Genomic DNA, 16504 nt, shown 5'->3' with positions numbered 1-16504 from the left:
CACGGACCAATGTGGGAGCGGGCTTGCTCGCGAAGGCGGAGTGTCAGTCGCCATTGATTTAACTGACACGCCGCCTTCGCGAGCAAGCCCGCTCCCACAGGGGATCTGCTGTGTTCTTTCAGGCGGGGTAACCGGTAATTTTGCGGATGCTCTGGTACAGCGGCTTGAGCTGTCGATACATGCGCAGGTAGACCTCTTTGTACAGTCGCTCATAGATCTGCTGCGCCTCGGGTTGCGGCATGAATACCGCACCAACCCGCGTCATGGCGGCCATCGCCGTGGGGAAATCCGCGTGCAGCCCCAGCCCCACCGCGCAGCAAATAGCCGCGCCCAGGCCGGACGCTTCGTAGACATGCGGTCGCTCGGCCGGCAGGCCGAAAATGTTCGCCGTGAGTTGCATCGCGGCATCACTCTGCGAACCTCCGCCGGCGACGCGCAAGCGCGTGATGGAGACCTTCGAACGTTTCTCGATCTTCTCCATGCCCTGGCGCAATGCATACGCCAGCCCCTCGAGGATCGCCCGGTAGATGTGCGCGCGGGTATGCACGTCGCCGAAGCCGATCATCGCGCCCTTGGCTTCCACACCCGGCTCGCGAATGCCGGGCGACCAATAGGGTTGCAGCATCAACCCCATCGAGCCCGGCGGCACGGCATCGACCAGCGCATCGAAGAGCTGCTCGGGCTCCACGCCCTGGGCTTTGGCCTGCTGCATTTCCCGCAGGCCGAACTCGTTCTTGAACCAGCTGACCATCCAGTAGCCGCGATAAATCATCACCTCGCAGTTGAATTGATCCGGCACCGCGGACGGGTAAGGCGGAATCAACGGGACGATTTCCAGGTAGCGCGAGCGGGTGCTGGTGATCGTCGCCGTGGTGCCGTAGGAAAGGCACACGGTGCCTGCGTCGACCACGCCGGAACCCACGACCTCGCAGGCCTTGTCGGCACCCGCGGCGATCAGCGGCAACCCCTCGGGAATACCGGTGTGGCGGCTGGCCTCGGCGCTGATGTGGCCGAGGGTTTCGCCGGGCTTGTGCAGGCTCGGCAGTTGCTCGGGACGCACCGCCAGCGCTTGCCATTTCCAGTCGGCCGGCGCGGCCCATTTCAGGCGTTTGAAGTCGAACGGCAGGTAACCGACGCAACAGCCCACGGAATCAACAAAGCGCCCGCACAGGCGATGGGTGAGAAACCCCGAGAGCAGCAGAAACTTGTCGGTCGCCGCCCACACTTCAGGCTGATGGCGGGCAATCCAGTTGGCCTCGGCCTGGGCGCGAAAATAGTCCACCGTGGCTTTCGCGCCGACCAGTTTGAACAACCAGCCCCACGGCCCCTTGATACCGCCTTCGACTTCGGCCTGGCGTTGATCGAGCCACAGGATCGCCGGGCGCAGCGGCTTGCCCTGGGCATCGACGTTGATCACGGTGCCGCGCTGGGTGGTCAGGGATACGCCGGCAATCTGCGAACGATCGATGCCGGTCTGCTGCCACAACTGCTGGCACGCCTCACCCAGCTTTGCCCAGTAATATTCTGGGTCCTGCTCGGCCCAGCCGGGTTGAGTCGAGTAATAGGCCTGCAATTCGACCTTGCCTTTGCCCAGCAGATTGCCCTGCAGGTCGAAGAGCAGCGCGCGCACGCTCTGGGTGCCATTGTCGATGGCCAACAGGTAACGCTTGTTCGGGTGGTTATCCATGGAGCTCTCTTCAATGGGCATCAATGCGCGGCATCCGGCAAACCATGATGGCGTTGCCACAACTCCAGGTAGCGCTGCTGCTCGTGCTTCCAGCTCTCGTCGTCCCAGCCCAGCCGTGGCTGGCAGAGTCGGCGAATGGCAGCGAAATAATCCTCGCCACCGCGCGGCAGCAACAAGCCCAGGCGGGTTCGGCGCAGCAGCAGGTCATCCAGGTGCAGGACCATTTCTGTATCGCAGGCAACGGCCAGTTCCGCCCACAAGGTGTCAGTGCCGCCGACAGTGTCGTGGCCCAGCTCGGCGATCAGTTGCGCCAGCCTCGGCAGGTCACGGCCATGCCGCCCGGCCAGGCGCCGCCAGCGGTTGGCGCTGAGTCCCGGTATCGCCAGCGGCGGCACGACGGCGAACACCGGCGCGGCGTCATCATCGAAGGGCCGCTCGAGCATGCTCGCGCAGGCCTTAAGCACTTCGATCGCCTGCGGGCGAAAGGTGGTCAACTTGCCGCCAGCCAGGGTCACGCAACCAGGCTCCTGCCACAGCACGTGCTCACGGGTTTCATTCGACGGCTTGAGTTCACCCGCAGCGCTGCCCACCACCGGACGCACGCCCGACCAGGTCGACAGCACATCGGCGGCGACCACTTCAGCGCCGGGAAACTGTTGGCTGCAGGCAGCCAGCAGATAGTCGAGTTCCTCAGGGCTGATGCTCGCGCTCTGGTCCAGATCGCCGTGATGATCGAGGTCCGTGGTGCCGACCACCGTGGCGCCTTCCCAAGGGAACACGAACACCGGTCGACGGTCACGCTCGTGCAGGAAGGTGAAGGCTTGCGCCACGGGCAGGCGCCAGCCCGGCAACAACAAATGACTGCCACGCAACGGGCGCAACTGGCGCGGGGCATCGGGCAGGCGCAGGCGCTCGGCCCACGCACCGGTGGCGACGGCCAACACACCGCAACGCAATGTCAGTAATCCACCGCCCTCGCCGTCTTCGACCTGAACCCCACAAACGCGCCCCTGTTCACGCAGCAACTGCTGCACACGCACGCCGTTGAGCACCACGGCGCCGTCGGCCCGGGCCTCGCCCAATACGCGCATCACCAGGCGCGCATCATCGGTCAGCGCATCGACAAAACAGGTACCCCCCAACAGGTCATCTTCCTTCACCCCGGGCGCCAGATAACGCAGTTGTTGCGCGTCATGGAAGTGATGGCTGCGCCGCCCGGCCAAGGCGTCATAGACGGACAGCAAACCACCTAGCACGCGCGGTCCGGGAAAGCCGCCACGGTAATGCGGCATCATGAAACTCATTGGCTCCACCAGCCCCGGCGCTTCATCGAGCAGGCGCTGGCGTTCGCGGACCGAATCGCGGGTCAGGCGCCACTGGCCCTTGGCGATGTAACGCAAGCCGCCATGGACCATTTTCGAGGAGCGGCTGGAGGTGCCCCAGGCGAAATCGCGCTGCTCCAGCAGCAGGCAACGCCAGCCACGGCGCGCTGCTTCGCGCAGGATACCGGCGCCGCTGATGCCGCCGCCGATGACGATCAGGTCCCAGGTTTCCTCCGCCAGCGTCGGCAGCACCTGCTGTCGCCACGCCGCGTTCCAGTCCAGGCTCATGGCCGTCACTCCTGCAACAACGTGCCGGGGTTCAGGCGCCCGGCCGGATCAAAATGCCGACTCAGTGCCTGCAGGGTGTCCATCGCCAGCGCGCCCTTCTCCCGTCGCAGATACGGCGCGTGGTCCTTGCCCACGCCATGCTGGTGACTGATGGTGCCGTGGTTGTCGACGATGGTCTGGCTGGCCGCCTGCTTGAGTGCCTGCCAGCGCGCCAGGGTGGCGGGGTAGTCCGCCGCCGGGCGAAACACATAGGTGGTGTAGATGCTCGATCCTTCGCCGTAGACATGGGACAGGTGGGTGAAGACATGCACGCGCTCGCCTTCGGCAGCCAAGGCGTCACGCAGGCTGTTTTCGACAAGCGTGAGCAGGTTATCGACGTTGCTCCAGTCAGTGGCCGTTTCCAGGGTGTCGACCACGTAACCGGCGTTCCACAGGTTTTCGCGCAGGTAGGGAAAGCGAAAACGGTTCTGCGCCCACTTCTTGCCGAGCAAGGTGCCGGTAAACACCCCGCCGAACGCCTTCAGGTGCTGCCGGGCCTGACGCAGGGACAGCGCATTTTGCCGACGATTGCCGGTCACGCCGAACGTCAGCAGGCATTTGCCCTCGCCGGCGCCGCGCAGGGCCAGGTACTTTTCCAGCCAGGCGATCTGCTGTGGATGACCGGCCAACGCCAGTTGGGTTTCGGTTTCCACCGCGTTGGACAAGCGCAGCATCGACAGCGGCACCCGCGCTTGGGCCAACTGGCGGATGGCGCGTAGCGCCTGCGGCCAATCGGGCAGAAAAACGCCGTAGAAACGTTCATCGGCGGGCAATTCACTGACCCTAACCTTGACCTCGGAAATGATCCCGAAACGGCCTTCACAGCCCAGCACCACTTCGCGCAGATCGGGACCGGCCGCCGAGGCTGGAAAGGTGGGAATTTCCAATGGGCCGGCAAAGGTTTCCAGTGTCCCGCCGGCGAACAATTGCTCGATTCGCCCATAGCGCAGCGACTGCTGGCCACTGGAACGACTGGCGACCCAACCACCCAGTGTCGACAGCTCCCAGGACTGCGGAAAATGCCCCAGGGTGTACCCACGGGCGCGCAACTGACTTTCCACCTGCGGTCCACTGGCGCCGGGGCCAAAGGTGGCCAGCAGGCTCTCTTCGTCGAGCTCCAGCAGGCGATTCATGCGAGCCAGGGAAACCGTCACCACCGGCCGCGCAGAATTCGGCGGGTTGATGTGGCCGGCCACCGAGGTGCCGCCACCATAAGGAATCAGGCACAGGTCCTGCTCATGAGCGAGCGCCAGCAACTGGCGAATCTGTTCAGCGCTCTCGGGAAAGGCCACGGCATCGGGATAATTACCCAGCGCGCCTTCACGCAACGCCAGCCAGTCCGGCAGGCTCTGCCCTCGGGCATGCAGCAAGCGATCATGGGCATCCAGGCTGTACAAGAGGTGTTGCTGCAACCGCGATACGGGCACGCGGGCCAATGCCGTCTCAAGCGTCGCATCGGGCAGCGCTCGACCGTCACCCACTCGTTGCGCGAGAAAGCTCGCGCCCTGGGCCGGCAGTTCGACCACCGTGGTTGCATCTCCCCAGCCGTTCCAGCGTCGCATGCGTGTGTCCTTTTGCGGTTCTGATCAGTGATATTTCAGGCCCCCATACTAGTCAGCCGCCCGAAAGTGTCACGGTCGCATCCGGCCAGTTCGAGTAGCCAATTGAGTCAAACGTCGCGCAAGCGTCAGCCATTTACTTTAGCCGTGGTTTCAAATTACCTTTCAGGGCATTCATCCGCGCACGCGGGCCTTGATCAAAGGAAACGATCATGCAATCCCTGGGCTTCACTTCAGTTCCGCCGCTGCTCAAATACCTGCGCCATGCCGAACAACTGGGCATGGCCATCGAGCCTGCGTTGGCGGCTGCCGGGTTGCAGGCACAGCAGTTGAGTGACAACAGCCTGCGGTTGCCGGGTGAGGCCCATGAACGGCTGCTCGATTATTTCTGCGAACACTCGGGCGATGCCTTGTTTGGTCTCAACGCCGCGCGTTTTGTGTTGCCCAACTCCTGGAGCGTGCTGGGCTACATCACCATGAACTGCGCGACCCTGGGCGATGCGATGAGTCGCATCATGCCGTTCGAGAAGCTGGTGGGCGACATGGGCGTCAGCCGCGCCGAGGTGCAAGGCAGCGAGGTGCACCTGATCTGGACCTGCCGCCATCAACGCCCGCGAATTCGCCGGCACCTGGTGGAAAACGTGCTCGGCTCCTGGCTGCAATACGCGCGCTGGATCGCCGACACGCAACTGTCGCCGGCCGCCGTCTGGCTGGAACATGCACGTCCGACCGACACGACGCTGGTAGAGTACGAGCAGTTCTTCGACTGCCCGGTGCTGTTCGACCAGCCTTACTCGGCGCTGATTGTGCCGTTGCCGTATTTGCAGTTGCCCTTGCGCCAGGCCGATGCGCAATTGCTGCGCACCCTGGAAGAACATGCCCTGGGATTGATGGCCACACTGGAGGACGCGTCGCTGCAGCAGCGGGTCAAAAACATCCTGCGCCAGTTGCTCAAGGAAGGCCTGCCACGCAAGGAGCAGGTGGCCGAGCAGCTCGCCGTGTCAGTGCGCACCCTGCAACGCCAGTTGCATCAGGCCGGTACGTCGTACCAGCAGATCCTCGATGACCTGCGCCAGGAGCTGGCCGAGCATTACCTGCTCAACAGCACCCTGCCGATTCAGGACATCGCCCAGTACCTGGGTTTCACCGAACCCCGCTCGTTTCACCGCACCTTCAAAAGCCGGCGCGGGATGCCGCCCGGCGAGTTTCGCCAGACCCACCGGGTGCCGAACGAAGGCTGAAGGCTTAAGCCTGAGGGGCTGAAGGCTCAGAGGCTGATCGCGTTGGTGAACACCAACCGATTGCCGAAAGGATCGGCGATGGTCAGGTCCTGGCTGCCCCACGGCATGACCTGGATCTGCGGATGGGAAAAGCCGTATTCCGTGGCCAACAGTTGCTGTTGGAACTGCTCAAGCTCCTCGGTCTCGATCCGCAGTGCAGAACCCGGTGCGCTGTCGTCATGGTGTTCGGACAAGTGCAGCACGCATTCGCCACGGGAGATTTGCAGGTACAGCGGGGAACTCGCTGCAAATCGATGTTGCCAGTCGATCTTGAACCCCAGGAAATCGACGTAAAACTCCACGGCCTTGACTTCGTCGAAAATGCGCAGGACCGGAGTGGTTTTGCCGAAGCTCATCGAGTTGCTCCCAGACGGTGAAAGACCTGTAGGAGCGAGCTTGCTCGCGATGGAGTCAAAGGCACCGCGTTTAGCCAGTCAAAACGCGTTATCGTTAACGACCATCGCGAGCAAGCTCGCTCCTACACAATACGTAACCGACCAGCAAGGGAAGTCGGTCTTGATATCAGTCCTTCGGCGCGGAAATGGCGTTCTTTAGTCTCAAAGTGCCACTACTGTGACGCAGTCCTCGAAACTCACTGAAAACCCGTGCGCAAATCCCCTTCCCGAGCCAGGAACCGCCCTTCCCTGCGCCCATTGGCCTGGCCATCGCGGTAGCTCAACACACCGTTGACCCAGACGCCCTCGATGCCTTGCGCCGCCCGTTGCGGATCGTTGAAATCGGCGACATCGCGGACAGTCGCCGGATCGAACAACACCAGGTCGGCCCAATGACCTTCGCGTATTTCACCGCGCGCCTTCAAACCGAAGCGTGCCGCCGACAGCCCGGTCATTTTGTGCACCGCCGTGTGCAGCGGGAACAGTCCTACGTCACGGCTGAAATGTCCGAGTACGCGAGGGAATGCACCCCACAAGCGTGGGTGCGGAAACGGGTCTTCCGGCAAGCCGTCGGAGCCGACCATCGACAGCGGGTGCGCAAGTATTCTGCGCACATCCGCCTCATCCATGCCGTAGTACACCGCGCCGGCCGGTTGCAGCTGGCGAGCAGCATCCAACAGCGACACATTCCATTCGGCGGCGATGTCCATCAGGTCGCGGCCGCCCATTTCCGGATGCGGGGTCGACCAGGTGATGGTGATGCGATGGGCATCGGTCACCTGCTTGAGGTCCAGGGTCGAGGAGCTCGCCGCATACGGATAACAATCGCAACCCACCGGGTGGGTCTTCGCCGCCTCTTCGAGGGACGCCAGCAGCTGCGGACTACGCCCCCAGTTACCGGCACCGGCACATTTGAGGTGGGAAATGATCACCGGGCTTTGCGCATGTCGACCGATCTGGAACGCCTCGTCCATGGCCTCCAGCACCGGTTCGAACTCGCTGCGCAAGTGAGTGGTGTAGACCCCGCCGAATGCCGTCAGCTCTTCGGTCAGTTGCATCACTTCATCGGTCGATGCCGAGAAGGCGCTGGCATAGGCAAGACCCGTGGACAGACCCAACGCGCCGGCCTCGAGGCTCTCGCGCAATTGCTCGCGCATCGCGCTGATTTCATCGGCGCTGGCGGTGCGAAACAGGTCGTCCAGATGATTGCTGCGCAACGCCGTATGGCCGACCAACGCGGCAACGTTCAGCGTGGTGTTTGCCGCTTCGACCGCGGCGCGGTAGGCGCCGAAGGTCGGGTAAACGAACGCAGCGGCCGTGCCCAGCAGGTTCATCGGGTCCGGCGGATCACCACGCAAACTCACCGGCGAGGCACTGATCCCGCAGTTGCCGACGATCACCGTGGTCACGCCCTGGCTGAGCTTGGGCAGCATCTGCGGCTGGCGGATCACCACGGTGTCGTCATGGGTGTGCACGTCGATGAAACCCGGCGCCAGCACATGGCCCTGTGCGTCGATTTCTTCATTGGCGCGTGCATCGCGCAAGTCGCCGATACGCTCGATGCGCCCGTTGAGAATGGCCACGTCGGCGGGGTATCCGGGGCTGTTACTGCCGTCGATGATCAGGGCGTTGCGAATCAGCGTGTCGTACTGCATGTCAGTCTCCCAGCGGCAAGTGGTCGTCGCCGCCGCGGTATTCGTCGAGGGCGAGCTTGATCCGCCGCAGACGTTCTTGATTGTCTTGAGGATTGGCCAGGGCCAGCTCGGTGGCGAGCACATCGATGGCCAGCAGCATGCCGTAGCGCGCTGCCGTGGGTTTGTAGATGAACGAGGTTTCGGCGCTTTGCAGGGGCAGGACGATGTCGGCCAGCTGCGCCAGCGGCGAATCGGCGCGGGTGATGGCGAGGATGCGCGCACCGTAGTTGCGCGCCAGCTCCACCGTTTCCACCAGTTCCGGGGTGATGCCGGTCAGCGAGCAGACAATCACCACCTGTTCAGCGCTGAGGCTGGCGGCGGTAACGCGCATCATCACCGCATCGTGGCACGCCGTGATCGGATAGCCGAGGCGCACCAGGCGCACTTGCAGTTCATCGCTGCACAGGGTCGAGCAGCCGCCCATGCCGAACGCGTGAATCATCCGCGCCTTGCCCAGCAATTTCACCGCGTCGGCGAAACGCGACTCGTCGAACGCCGCCAGGTGCTGGCGCAAGGTCGTCTCGATATCGCCGACGATCTGCCCGTAGAACGCCGACTGCTCGGGCGTGCCCGCCGGGTCGAGAAAGCGGCTGCCGACGCCGCTGGCCTGGGCCAGTTGCAAGCGCAAGTCACGCAGGTCCTTGCAGCCGACCGTACGGGCGAAACGCGACAACGTGGCGCTGCTGACCTCCGCCCGCAACGCCAGCTCATCGAGGCTGGCCGAGGCGGCAAATCCGACGTCGTCGAGCATCAGGCGGGCGATGCGCCCTTCACCGGCGCTGAAGGAATCCTGACGGGCGCGGATCTGGTAGAGGATGTCCATGCAGTGGCTCCGGTTAAATCAGGTAAGAAAGGCCAACGGTCAGGCCGAAGGCGACGACCGAGATCAACGTCTCGAGCACGGTCCAGGTCTTGAAGGTTTGGGCAACGGTCATGTTGAAGTATTCCTTGATCAACCAGAAACCGCCGTCGTTAACGTGGGAAAAGATAACCGACCCCGCGCCCGTCGCCAGCACCAACAGTTCCGGATGGGGATAACCCAGACCAATGGCCACGGGGGCGACCACACCTGAAGCGGTGGTCATGGCCACAGTGGCAGAACCGGTGGCGATGCGCATCAGCGCGGCAAACAGCCAGCCCATCAACAGCGGCGACAGATGAAACTCGTGGGCCAGGCCGACGATCTGGTCGGTGACGCCGGCGTCCACCAGAATCCGGTTCAGGCCACCACCGGCACCCACCAGCAGGGTGATGCTCGCGGTCGGCGCCAGGCATTCGTTGGTGAACTTGAGGATCGATTCGCGGTTGAAACCCTGGGCCAGGCCGAGGGTCCAGAAGCTCAGCAAGGTGGCCAGCAACAGCGCGATCACCGAGTTGCCGATGAACAACAAAAACTGGTTGAAACCTGTACCCGGCGTGGAAATCAGATTGGCCCAGCCGCCGATCAGCATCAACACCACCGGCAACAGAATGGTCGCCATGGTGATGCCGAACCCCGGCAGGCTGTCGCGCGGTTCGCGCTCCAGGAATTGGCGTTCCAGCGGGTTTTCTGCTGGCAATTGAATGCGCGGAACAATGAATTTGGCGTACAGGGGACCGGCGATGATCGCGGTCGGAATGCCGATCGCAATCGCATAGAGCAAGGTCTGCCCCACCGACGCCTGATACACCTGCACCGCGAGCATTGCCGCCGGGTGCGGCGGCACCAGCGCATGCACCACCGAGAGCCCGGCGACCATCGGCAAGCCGACCATCAGGATCGATACGCCCACGCGCCGCGCCACCGTAAAGGCAATCGGCACCAGCAAGACGAAACCGACTTCGAAGAACAGCGGCAGCCCCACCAGGAACGCGATGCAGACCATCGCCCAATGCGCGTTCTTCTCGCCAAAACGGTCGATCAAGGTCCGCGCCACCTGCTCGGCGCCGCCGGATTCGGCCATCATCTTGCCGAGCATCGTACCCAGCGCCACCACCAGCGCGATGTGCCCCAGCGTCTTGCCGACACCCGCCTCGTACGCCCCCACCACACCCGACGGCGGCATCCCCGCCACCAGCGCCAGGCCGATGGAAATCAGGGTGATGACAATGAACGGGTTGAGCCGGTAACGGGCGATCAGAACGATCAGTGCAATGATGGCGATGGCGGCATACACCAGCAGCCAATAGCCGAAGGACAGGGTCATGCGGTACTCCTCGAGAGGGTCACGTCGAAATATTTGTGAAACTCTTAAAACATTTCGAGGCGTTATTTTCAAACGAGGTGAAAATAATTTTCGTACAGAGGTAAGACATGTCGCACAGAGGTATGCCGTGTCGCAAATTATGAAAGTCGGCCGTGTGAATTTTCATCGCCGACTGTCAGATCGTTCCCCTATCAGCGTGGGAACGATCGAACGGCTGACTTCAGTCGTGCTGCATCCGCGCGCGCTTGAGCAGTTTCTTGCAACGCTCGGACAAATGCAGCACCCGCAGGTGCTTGCCGGCCCTGGCGTAGCGCTCGCGCAAGGTGCCCAGCGCGGCGATGGCCGAATAGTCGACAAAACTCAAGTGACGGCAATCCAGGGTCACTTGCGCCGGGTCGTTGGCCGGATCGAATTGATTGAGAAAGGGTGTGGTCGAGGCGAAGAACAGCGTGCCATGCACCCGGTACAGCTTGCTGCCGTCGTTCTCCAGATGACTGTCGGCATACAGCTGTCGGGCCTGCTGCCAGGCGAAATTGAGTGCCGCGATGATGATGCCGCAGAGCACCGCGGTGGCCAGGTCGGTGAACACAGTAATCACCGTCACTGCGATGATCACCAGCACGTCGTTCACTGGCACTTTGTTCAGTACCCGCAACGAAGCCCAGGCGAAGGTCTGCTGCGACACCACGAACATCACCCCAACCAACGCGGCCAAGGGAATGCGCTCGATCAGCGGCGACAGGAACAGGATGAACAGCAGGATCGACACCCCGGCCACCACCCCGGACAAGCGCCCGCGACCGCCGGAACTGAGGTTGATCACGGTCTGGCCGATCATGGCGCAACCGCCCATGCCGCCGAACGCACCGGACACCAGATTCGCCGCCCCCAGCGCCACGCACTCGCGATCCGGGAAGCCACGGCTTTCGGTGATTTCGTCGGTGAGGTTCAGGGTCAACAGGGTTTCCAGCAAGCCGACCAGCGCCATCAGGATCGCGTAAGGCGCGATGATGCGCAGGGTCTCCAGATTCCACGCAATGTCCGGCAGCGCCAGGGTCGGCAAGCCACCGGCAATGTGCGCCATGTCGCCCAGGGTGCGGGTCGGCAGGCCGAGCAGATACACCGCCAGGCCCACGCCGAGGATCGCCACCAGCGCCGGCGGCACCGTACGGGTCAGGCGCGGCAGCACGTAGACAACCGCCATGGTCACCGCGACCAGGCCCAGCATCATGTACAGCGGCGTACCGCTCAACCAGGTCTCACCGCTCTTGAAGTGCTCCAGTTGCGCCAGGGCAATGATAATCGCCAGGCCGTTGACGAAACCGAGCATCACCGGGTGCGGCACCATGCGCACCAGCTTGCCGAGCTTGAGCAGCCCGAACGCCATCATGATCAGCCCGCCCAGCAACACCGTGGCCAGCAAGTACTGCACACCGTGTTGCACCACCAGCGCGACGATCACCACGGCCATCGAGCCGGCCGCGCCGGAGACCATGCCCGGCCGCCCGCCGAACAGTGCGGTCAGGGTGCAGATGATGAACGCACCGTAGAGCCCCATCAGCGGGTTGAGATGGGCCACCAGCGCGAACGCGATGCACTCGGGCAACAGGGCGAAGGAAGTGGTAAGTCCGGCCAGGACATCGGCGCGTAGACGTTTTGCTTTCATGGGGGGGACCGCACACAGGGAAAAACGAAAAAGAGTGTGCGGATGTTACGGAATCGAGGGCCGAGCGGCCATCATCTGTGTCATCGAAAAAGTCTTCGCGAGCAAGCCCGCTCCCACATTCGATCGCATTCCTTCTGACGGAGCGCGATCAATTGTGGGAGCGGGCTTGCTCGCGAAGAACGATGACGCGATCTATAGCGAACTCACACCATCTCCTCGCGAATCCACTCCACCACCGACGTGCGCTTCGGCACCCAACCCAGCAACTCCCGCGCATGCTTGCCACGAACCCGACTGTTGGAGCCCAAACCATAGTTGGCCATCTCATAACCCCACTCGGCTTCGGCGTCCTTGAGCGGCCAGTCCTGCGGCTCGCCCAGGTTCAGCGCCTTTGCCATGGCAGTGGTCATGTCGATGAACGACGCTTCTCCGCTTTCAACGAAGTAGAAGGTGCCAGGTACGTTTTCAGTCAGCGCCAGCAGGTACAGAGAAACCACGTCTTCGATGTGCACATTGGACCAGATGTTCCGCCCCGTGCCGACATGGCGCACCACGCCACTTTTACGTGCCTGTTTGAGCAGGCGCGGCAGCTGCACGCTGTCGCGATGCACACCCAGGCTGTGGCCGTAGATCAAGGTGTTGCAGATCACCGCCGAGTTCACCCCATCCATGGCCGCCGCCAGGATCAGAGTATCGATGGCCACGCGCGCAGCTTTGTCCACGGTCGGCTCTGGCAGGTTGTCTTCGAAGTAGATGACATCACTGGATTTGCCGCCCGAGGCATCGCCGACGATGCTCGAACCGCTGGTGTGCAGGAATACTTTGCCAGAACCGCGCAAGGCATCGAGCAAGGCCTCCACCGCACCACGATGATCGCTGCTGGCCGCGTTGATCACAGCGTCCGCGGCCAGCGCCTGATCGGCTAACAGGGCAGAGTCGTCGAGGGTGCCGATCACCGGGGCGATGCCCAGCGCACGCAGTTCATCCGCTTGTTCGGCGCTGCGCACCAGGCCGGTGACGTTGTGGCCGGCCTGGACCAGTCCCGTGGCGATGGAGCCGCCGATAAAACCGGCAGCGCCGGTAACGAATACGTTCATGGAGAAACTCCCTGCGTGGATAAGTGATGCAAGGAGTATCAAGGAGCGATCACTGCCGAAAAATGCCCTCTGACCCAATTCACTTTTGCGCAGGAATCACGAATCAGCCCTTGAAATCTGCGCTCGCATAACCCGCCAACTTGCCCTGGATAAAGTCCAGGAAGCATTGAATCCGCAGGGCCAGTTGCGAGTTGCGGTAGTACACCGCGTTGATCGGCTGGCGGTAGCCGCTGTTGAATTCACCCAGCAACACTTTCAAGCGCCCGGCACGAATGTCTTCGATGGTCATGAAGTGTGACAGGCTGGCGATGCCCTGGCCGTCCAGAGCTAGATGGCGGATGGTCTCGCCGCTGGAGGCGCTGATCGACGCCTGGATCGGCCAGCGATCGCCATGCACATAACGCAGCGGCCATTGGTTGAGGCCTTCGTTCTGGGTGAAGCCCAGCAGCGTATGGTCAGCCAGATCGGCCACGGCTTGCGGGGTGCCGTGTTTTTCCAGGTACGCCGGGCTGGCGACGATGTGCAACGGGCTGCAACCCAGGGAGCGGGCATGCAACGTCGAGTCAGTCAGGGTGCCGATACGGATGGCGATGTCGGTGCTCTGCTCAAGCAGATCGATGATCAGATCATTGCTGTTGAGTTCAAGCTGGATGTCGGGGTAGAGCCTGCGGAACTCATCGATGTAGGGCACGATGGCGTGCAGCATGAACGGCGATGCCGCGTTGATCCGCAGACGCCCGGACGGCGTTTGCTGGCGCGAAGACAGGCGCTCTTCGAGCTCATCCATCTGATCGAGAATGCGCTTGGCGTGCTCGAAGAAATACTTGCCCTCTTCGGTCAGGTCCATGCGCCGTGTGGTGCGATTGATCAAGGTGGTGTCGAGCTTGGCCTCCAGCCGCGACAGCGTACGACTGACCGCCGAGGGCGTTTGCCCGACCTGCTCGGCCGCCGCAGAAATCGACCCGCATTCAATCACGCAGACGAAAATCTGCAATTCATCGGATCTGGCTTTCATCGATAGTCCTGCGTCGTTCTATTGTGCAGAGGAAGTCCATTGTGGCGAGGGGGCTTGCCCCCGTTCGGCGGCGAAGCCGTCGTAAAATCGACATACGCGGTGTATCTGAACCTCCGCGCGCACCGGTTATGGGTCCGCTTCGCGCACCAACGGGGGCAAGCCCCCTCGCCACAGGAACTGTGCCTGACTCAAACAATCGATAGTAGCCCGAAACAGTTACGACGACAGGCCAAACACCTCACTCAAATGCCGCTCATAACGCGCCACATCGCCTTCGATGTCCGGACGCTTCATCACGTCCACGCAGAGGAACGTCGGCAAACCGGTCATGCCCAGGAACTCGTTGGCCTTGTGGAACGGGAAGTACACGGCGTCCACGCCTTTGGCTTCGAAGAAGTCGGTCGGGTCGTCGAAGGCTTGCTGCGGGGCGTTCCAGGTCAGCGACAGCATGTACTGCTTGCCGTGGATCAGGCCACCGCTGCCGTACTTCTGCGAGGCGTCGGAGCGAGTGCGGCCGTCGCTGGCATAGAGGCTGCCATGGCCTTCGGTGAAGACTTCGTCGATGTACTTCTTCACGGTCCACGGCGCGCCCATCCACCAACCGGGCATCTGGTAGATGATCACGTCGGCCCAGAGGAACTTGGCCACTTCTTCGGCAACTTCGTAGCCCTCATCGATGAAGGTGGTTTTCACATCCATGCCGCCACGATCCAGCACGCTCAACGCGGCTTCATGCAGGGTGGTGTTGTAGCGGCCGTCGGAGTGCGCAAATTTTTTGCCGCCATTGAGCAACAGGACTTTTTTCATGGGAGATCTCGGGAAGGGTCGGGAATTCAATGGCGGCAGAGTACCGATCGGCCTCGCGCGGAATAAGCCTCGGTTTGGCAAAATTCATTTGACCTACAAGCACGAATCAACAGGCTATTGTTGCCTTAGACTGGCGCCAGTTCTGACTTGAGGAGAGATGTAGATGAGTGAAATCCAGGGCTTCATCCTGCACGCCAAGACCCGTCCGGAAAAATCCGACGCCTTCGAAGCATTTTTCAGCGGCTACGTGGAGGCGAGCCGAGCCGAACCCGGTTGCATCGAATACCACATGTTGCGCGACAAACAGGACCCGAGCCTGTTCATCTTCTACGAGATCTGGCAATCCCAGGCCCACCTCGACGTGCACTCGAACCTGCCACACATGAAGCAGTTCCTCGAGCAGCGTGATGAGTACCTGGAGCGGGATTTCGAGATCCGCGCCATCGACATGATCAGCCGGTCGTCCGCTAGCCGCTGATCAGCAAGTGGCCGCCGAGCAACCCCATGCCAACGAAGAACACGCGCTTGAACCACAGCGCGCTGATCCGTTGGCGCAGCGTTTGCCCCAGCCACATGCCGAGCATGGCCGGGATCAGCGCCAGCAGCGATGCGCTCAACTCGCCCCCACCGAGAGCGCCGCGCCATAACAAGCCACCGGCCAGGGCCAGGGTCGAAACGGTGAACGACAGGCCCAGTGCCTGCACCAGTTCGTCCTTGCTCAAGCCCAGCGCTTGCAGGTACGGCACCGCCGGAATCACAAACACGCCGGTGGCCGAAGTGATGACGCCGGTCAGCAGGCCACACAGCGGACCGAACCAGCGTTCGCGGCGCCGCCCCACGCGCAGGGTCGGCAGGAACAAACCGCTCAGCGCATAGAGCAACAACGCCGCCCCCAACCCTCGCACCACCCAATGGCCACCGCTCATGCCGATCCACAGAGTGCCTGCCCCGGTGCCCATGAAGATCGCCAGCAACATCGGCCACAACCGTTTGACCAGCCCCGACAGATGCCCGCCGAATGCCAGTTGCCAAACGTTGGTCAGGGTCGCCGGAATGATCAGCAGCGCCGCAGCCTGCGACGGCGCCATAGCCAGGCCGAGCAGGCCCATGGCGACCGTGGGCAGGCCGAGACCGATCACGCCCTTGATCATGCCGGCCAGCATGAAGGTGCCGATCACCAACAGTGACAAGGCCAGGCCGAGATTCTGGTAAAACGCCGAGAGTGTATTCATGGGGCTATGGTGAGCCCGCCAGGGTTGATTGAAAATCTGCCATATACTGAGGTTGCCTCTTGCTTTGGTAGAGGCTGAGTATTTCGCTGCAGCGACTGGCGCCTTCGCGATGTAGAAACGGACACATCCTTTACGATTGAAACCGGGGACATCCTTTACGTTTCTGTTGGCTTGAAAGGCGGCTCTCGCCGCTTTTCAGCCTGCCTAATAGGTAACTGCAGAGGTAAATATCCCACA

The 16504-nt window shown here is 62.3% G+C and carries 14 protein-coding genes; 2 read left to right on the top strand and 12 right to left on the bottom strand.

Features of this window, described 5'->3' with window-relative positions:
• Positions 1 to 118: 118 nt before the first annotated feature.
• From KGA88_RS07600 to KGA88_RS07590, 3 genes are read right to left on the bottom strand one after another with little or no spacing between them, the layout of a single operon-like run.
• Positions 119 to 1687, bottom strand: a complete 1569-nt coding sequence (locus KGA88_RS07600; RefSeq protein ID WP_110661416.1) for an FGGY-family carbohydrate kinase — start codon at positions 1685 to 1687, stop codon at positions 119 to 121.
• Positions 1688 to 1707: 20 nt separating this feature from the next.
• Positions 1708 to 3297, bottom strand: a complete 1590-nt coding sequence (locus KGA88_RS07595; RefSeq protein WP_223589983.1) for a glycerol-3-phosphate dehydrogenase/oxidase — start codon at positions 3295 to 3297, stop codon at positions 1708 to 1710.
• Positions 3298 to 3302: 5 nt separating this feature from the next.
• Complete coding sequence (locus KGA88_RS07590) at positions 3303 to 4898, bottom strand: FAD-binding oxidoreductase (protein WP_223589981.1); 1596 nt, start codon at positions 4896 to 4898, stop codon at positions 3303 to 3305.
• 209 nt (positions 4899 to 5107) lie between these two features.
• Here KGA88_RS07590 and KGA88_RS07585 point away from each other — a divergent pair, with 209 nt between their 5' ends.
• Positions 5108 to 6136, top strand: a complete 1029-nt coding sequence (locus tag KGA88_RS07585) for an AraC family transcriptional regulator (RefSeq protein WP_223589979.1) — start codon at positions 5108 to 5110, stop codon at positions 6134 to 6136.
• 26 nt (positions 6137 to 6162) lie between these two features.
• On the opposite strand, the gene KGA88_RS07580 is transcribed toward KGA88_RS07585, so the two are convergent.
• From KGA88_RS07580 to KGA88_RS07545, 8 genes are all read right to left on the bottom strand, one after another.
• Complete coding sequence (locus KGA88_RS07580; protein WP_223589977.1) at positions 6163 to 6531, bottom strand: glyoxalase superfamily protein; 369 nt, start codon at positions 6529 to 6531, stop codon at positions 6163 to 6165.
• Positions 6532 to 6767: 236 nt separating this feature from the next.
• On the bottom strand, positions 6768 to 8225 hold the full coding sequence (locus KGA88_RS07575; RefSeq protein ID WP_110662681.1) for an N-acyl-D-amino-acid deacylase family protein: 1458 nt from the start codon (positions 8223 to 8225) through the stop codon (positions 6768 to 6770).
• Position 8226: 1 nt separating this feature from the next.
• On the bottom strand, positions 8227 to 9087 hold the full coding sequence (locus KGA88_RS07570) for a MurR/RpiR family transcriptional regulator (protein ID WP_110662680.1): 861 nt from the start codon (positions 9085 to 9087) through the stop codon (positions 8227 to 8229).
• Between the two features lie 13 nt (positions 9088 to 9100).
• The gene (locus KGA88_RS07565) at positions 9101 to 10450 is read right to left on the bottom strand and encodes a gluconate:H+ symporter (RefSeq protein ID WP_223589975.1); all 1350 of its coding nucleotides are present in this window, start codon (positions 10448 to 10450) and stop codon (positions 9101 to 9103) included.
• Between the two features lie 220 nt (positions 10451 to 10670).
• Positions 10671 to 12116, bottom strand: coding sequence for a SulP family inorganic anion transporter (locus KGA88_RS07560; protein WP_223589973.1), 1446 nt, complete (start codon positions 12114 to 12116; stop codon positions 10671 to 10673).
• Positions 12117 to 12319: 203 nt separating this feature from the next.
• Positions 12320 to 13213, bottom strand: a complete 894-nt coding sequence (locus KGA88_RS07555) for an NAD-dependent epimerase/dehydratase family protein (RefSeq protein ID WP_223589971.1) — start codon at positions 13211 to 13213, stop codon at positions 12320 to 12322.
• A gap of 103 nt (positions 13214 to 13316) precedes the next feature.
• Entirely contained in the window at positions 13317 to 14228 is a 912-nt protein-coding gene (locus KGA88_RS07550) for a LysR family transcriptional regulator (RefSeq protein ID WP_110662165.1), read from the bottom strand.
• 216 nt (positions 14229 to 14444) lie between these two features.
• Positions 14445 to 15035, bottom strand: a complete 591-nt coding sequence (locus KGA88_RS07545) for an NAD(P)H-dependent oxidoreductase (RefSeq protein WP_223589968.1) — start codon at positions 15033 to 15035, stop codon at positions 14445 to 14447.
• 163 nt (positions 15036 to 15198) lie between these two features.
• On the opposite strand from KGA88_RS07545, the gene KGA88_RS07540 reads away from it, so the two are divergent.
• Positions 15199 to 15513 carry a putative quinol monooxygenase gene (locus KGA88_RS07540; protein ID WP_223589965.1) on the top strand — a complete coding sequence of 105 codons (315 nt, stop codon included), beginning with the start codon at positions 15199 to 15201 and terminating at the stop codon, positions 15511 to 15513.
• Here KGA88_RS07540 and KGA88_RS07535 read toward each other — a convergent pair.
• The gene (locus KGA88_RS07535) at positions 15503 to 16267 is read right to left on the bottom strand and encodes a sulfite exporter TauE/SafE family protein (RefSeq protein WP_223589963.1); all 765 of its coding nucleotides are present in this window, start codon (positions 16265 to 16267) and stop codon (positions 15503 to 15505) included. The genes KGA88_RS07540 and KGA88_RS07535 overlap by 11 nt on opposite strands.
• Between the last annotated feature and the right edge of the window lie 237 nt (positions 16268 to 16504).

Origin of the sequence: Pseudomonas sp. A-R-19, assembly GCF_019956575.1 — a bacterium.
In the GTDB taxonomy this organism is placed as follows: domain Bacteria; phylum Pseudomonadota; class Gammaproteobacteria; order Pseudomonadales; family Pseudomonadaceae; genus Aquipseudomonas.
This window is presented reverse-complemented; position numbering and strand designations above follow the sequence as displayed.

Bases quoted from the DNA above. Each gene is read 5' to 3' on its own strand.
- KGA88_RS07560 (WP_223589973.1), bottom strand. From the start codon at position 12,116: ATGAAAGCAAAACGTCTACGCGCCGATGTCCTGGCCGGACTTACCACT.
- KGA88_RS07570 (WP_110662680.1), bottom strand. From the start codon at position 9,087: ATGGACATCCTCTACCAGATCCGCGCCCGTCAGGATTCCTTCAGCGCC.
- KGA88_RS07540 (WP_223589965.1), top strand. From the start codon at position 15,199: ATGAGTGAAATCCAGGGCTTCATCCTGCACGCCAAGACCCGTCCGGAA.
- KGA88_RS07580 (WP_223589977.1), bottom strand. From the start codon at position 6,531: ATGAGCTTCGGCAAAACCACTCCGGTCCTGCGCATTTTCGACGAAGTC.
- KGA88_RS07590 (WP_223589981.1), bottom strand. From the start codon at position 4,898: ATGCGACGCTGGAACGGCTGGGGAGATGCAACCACGGTGGTCGAACTG.
- KGA88_RS07595 (WP_223589983.1), bottom strand. From the start codon at position 3,297: ATGAGCCTGGACTGGAACGCGGCGTGGCGACAGCAGGTGCTGCCGACG.
- KGA88_RS07535 (WP_223589963.1), bottom strand. From the start codon at position 16,267: ATGAATACACTCTCGGCGTTTTACCAGAATCTCGGCCTGGCCTTGTCA.
- KGA88_RS07600 (WP_110661416.1), bottom strand. From the start codon at position 1,687: ATGGATAACCACCCGAACAAGCGTTACCTGTTGGCCATCGACAATGGC.
- KGA88_RS07545 (WP_223589968.1), bottom strand. From the start codon at position 15,035: ATGAAAAAAGTCCTGTTGCTCAATGGCGGCAAAAAATTTGCGCACTCC.
- KGA88_RS07555 (WP_223589971.1), bottom strand. From the start codon at position 13,213: ATGAACGTATTCGTTACCGGCGCTGCCGGTTTTATCGGCGGCTCCATC.
- KGA88_RS07575 (WP_110662681.1), bottom strand. From the start codon at position 8,225: ATGCAGTACGACACGCTGATTCGCAACGCCCTGATCATCGACGGCAGT.
- KGA88_RS07565 (WP_223589975.1), bottom strand. From the start codon at position 10,450: ATGACCCTGTCCTTCGGCTATTGGCTGCTGGTGTATGCCGCCATCGCC.
- KGA88_RS07585 (WP_223589979.1), top strand. From the start codon at position 5,108: ATGCAATCCCTGGGCTTCACTTCAGTTCCGCCGCTGCTCAAATACCTG.
- KGA88_RS07550 (WP_110662165.1), bottom strand. From the start codon at position 14,228: ATGAAAGCCAGATCCGATGAATTGCAGATTTTCGTCTGCGTGATTGAA.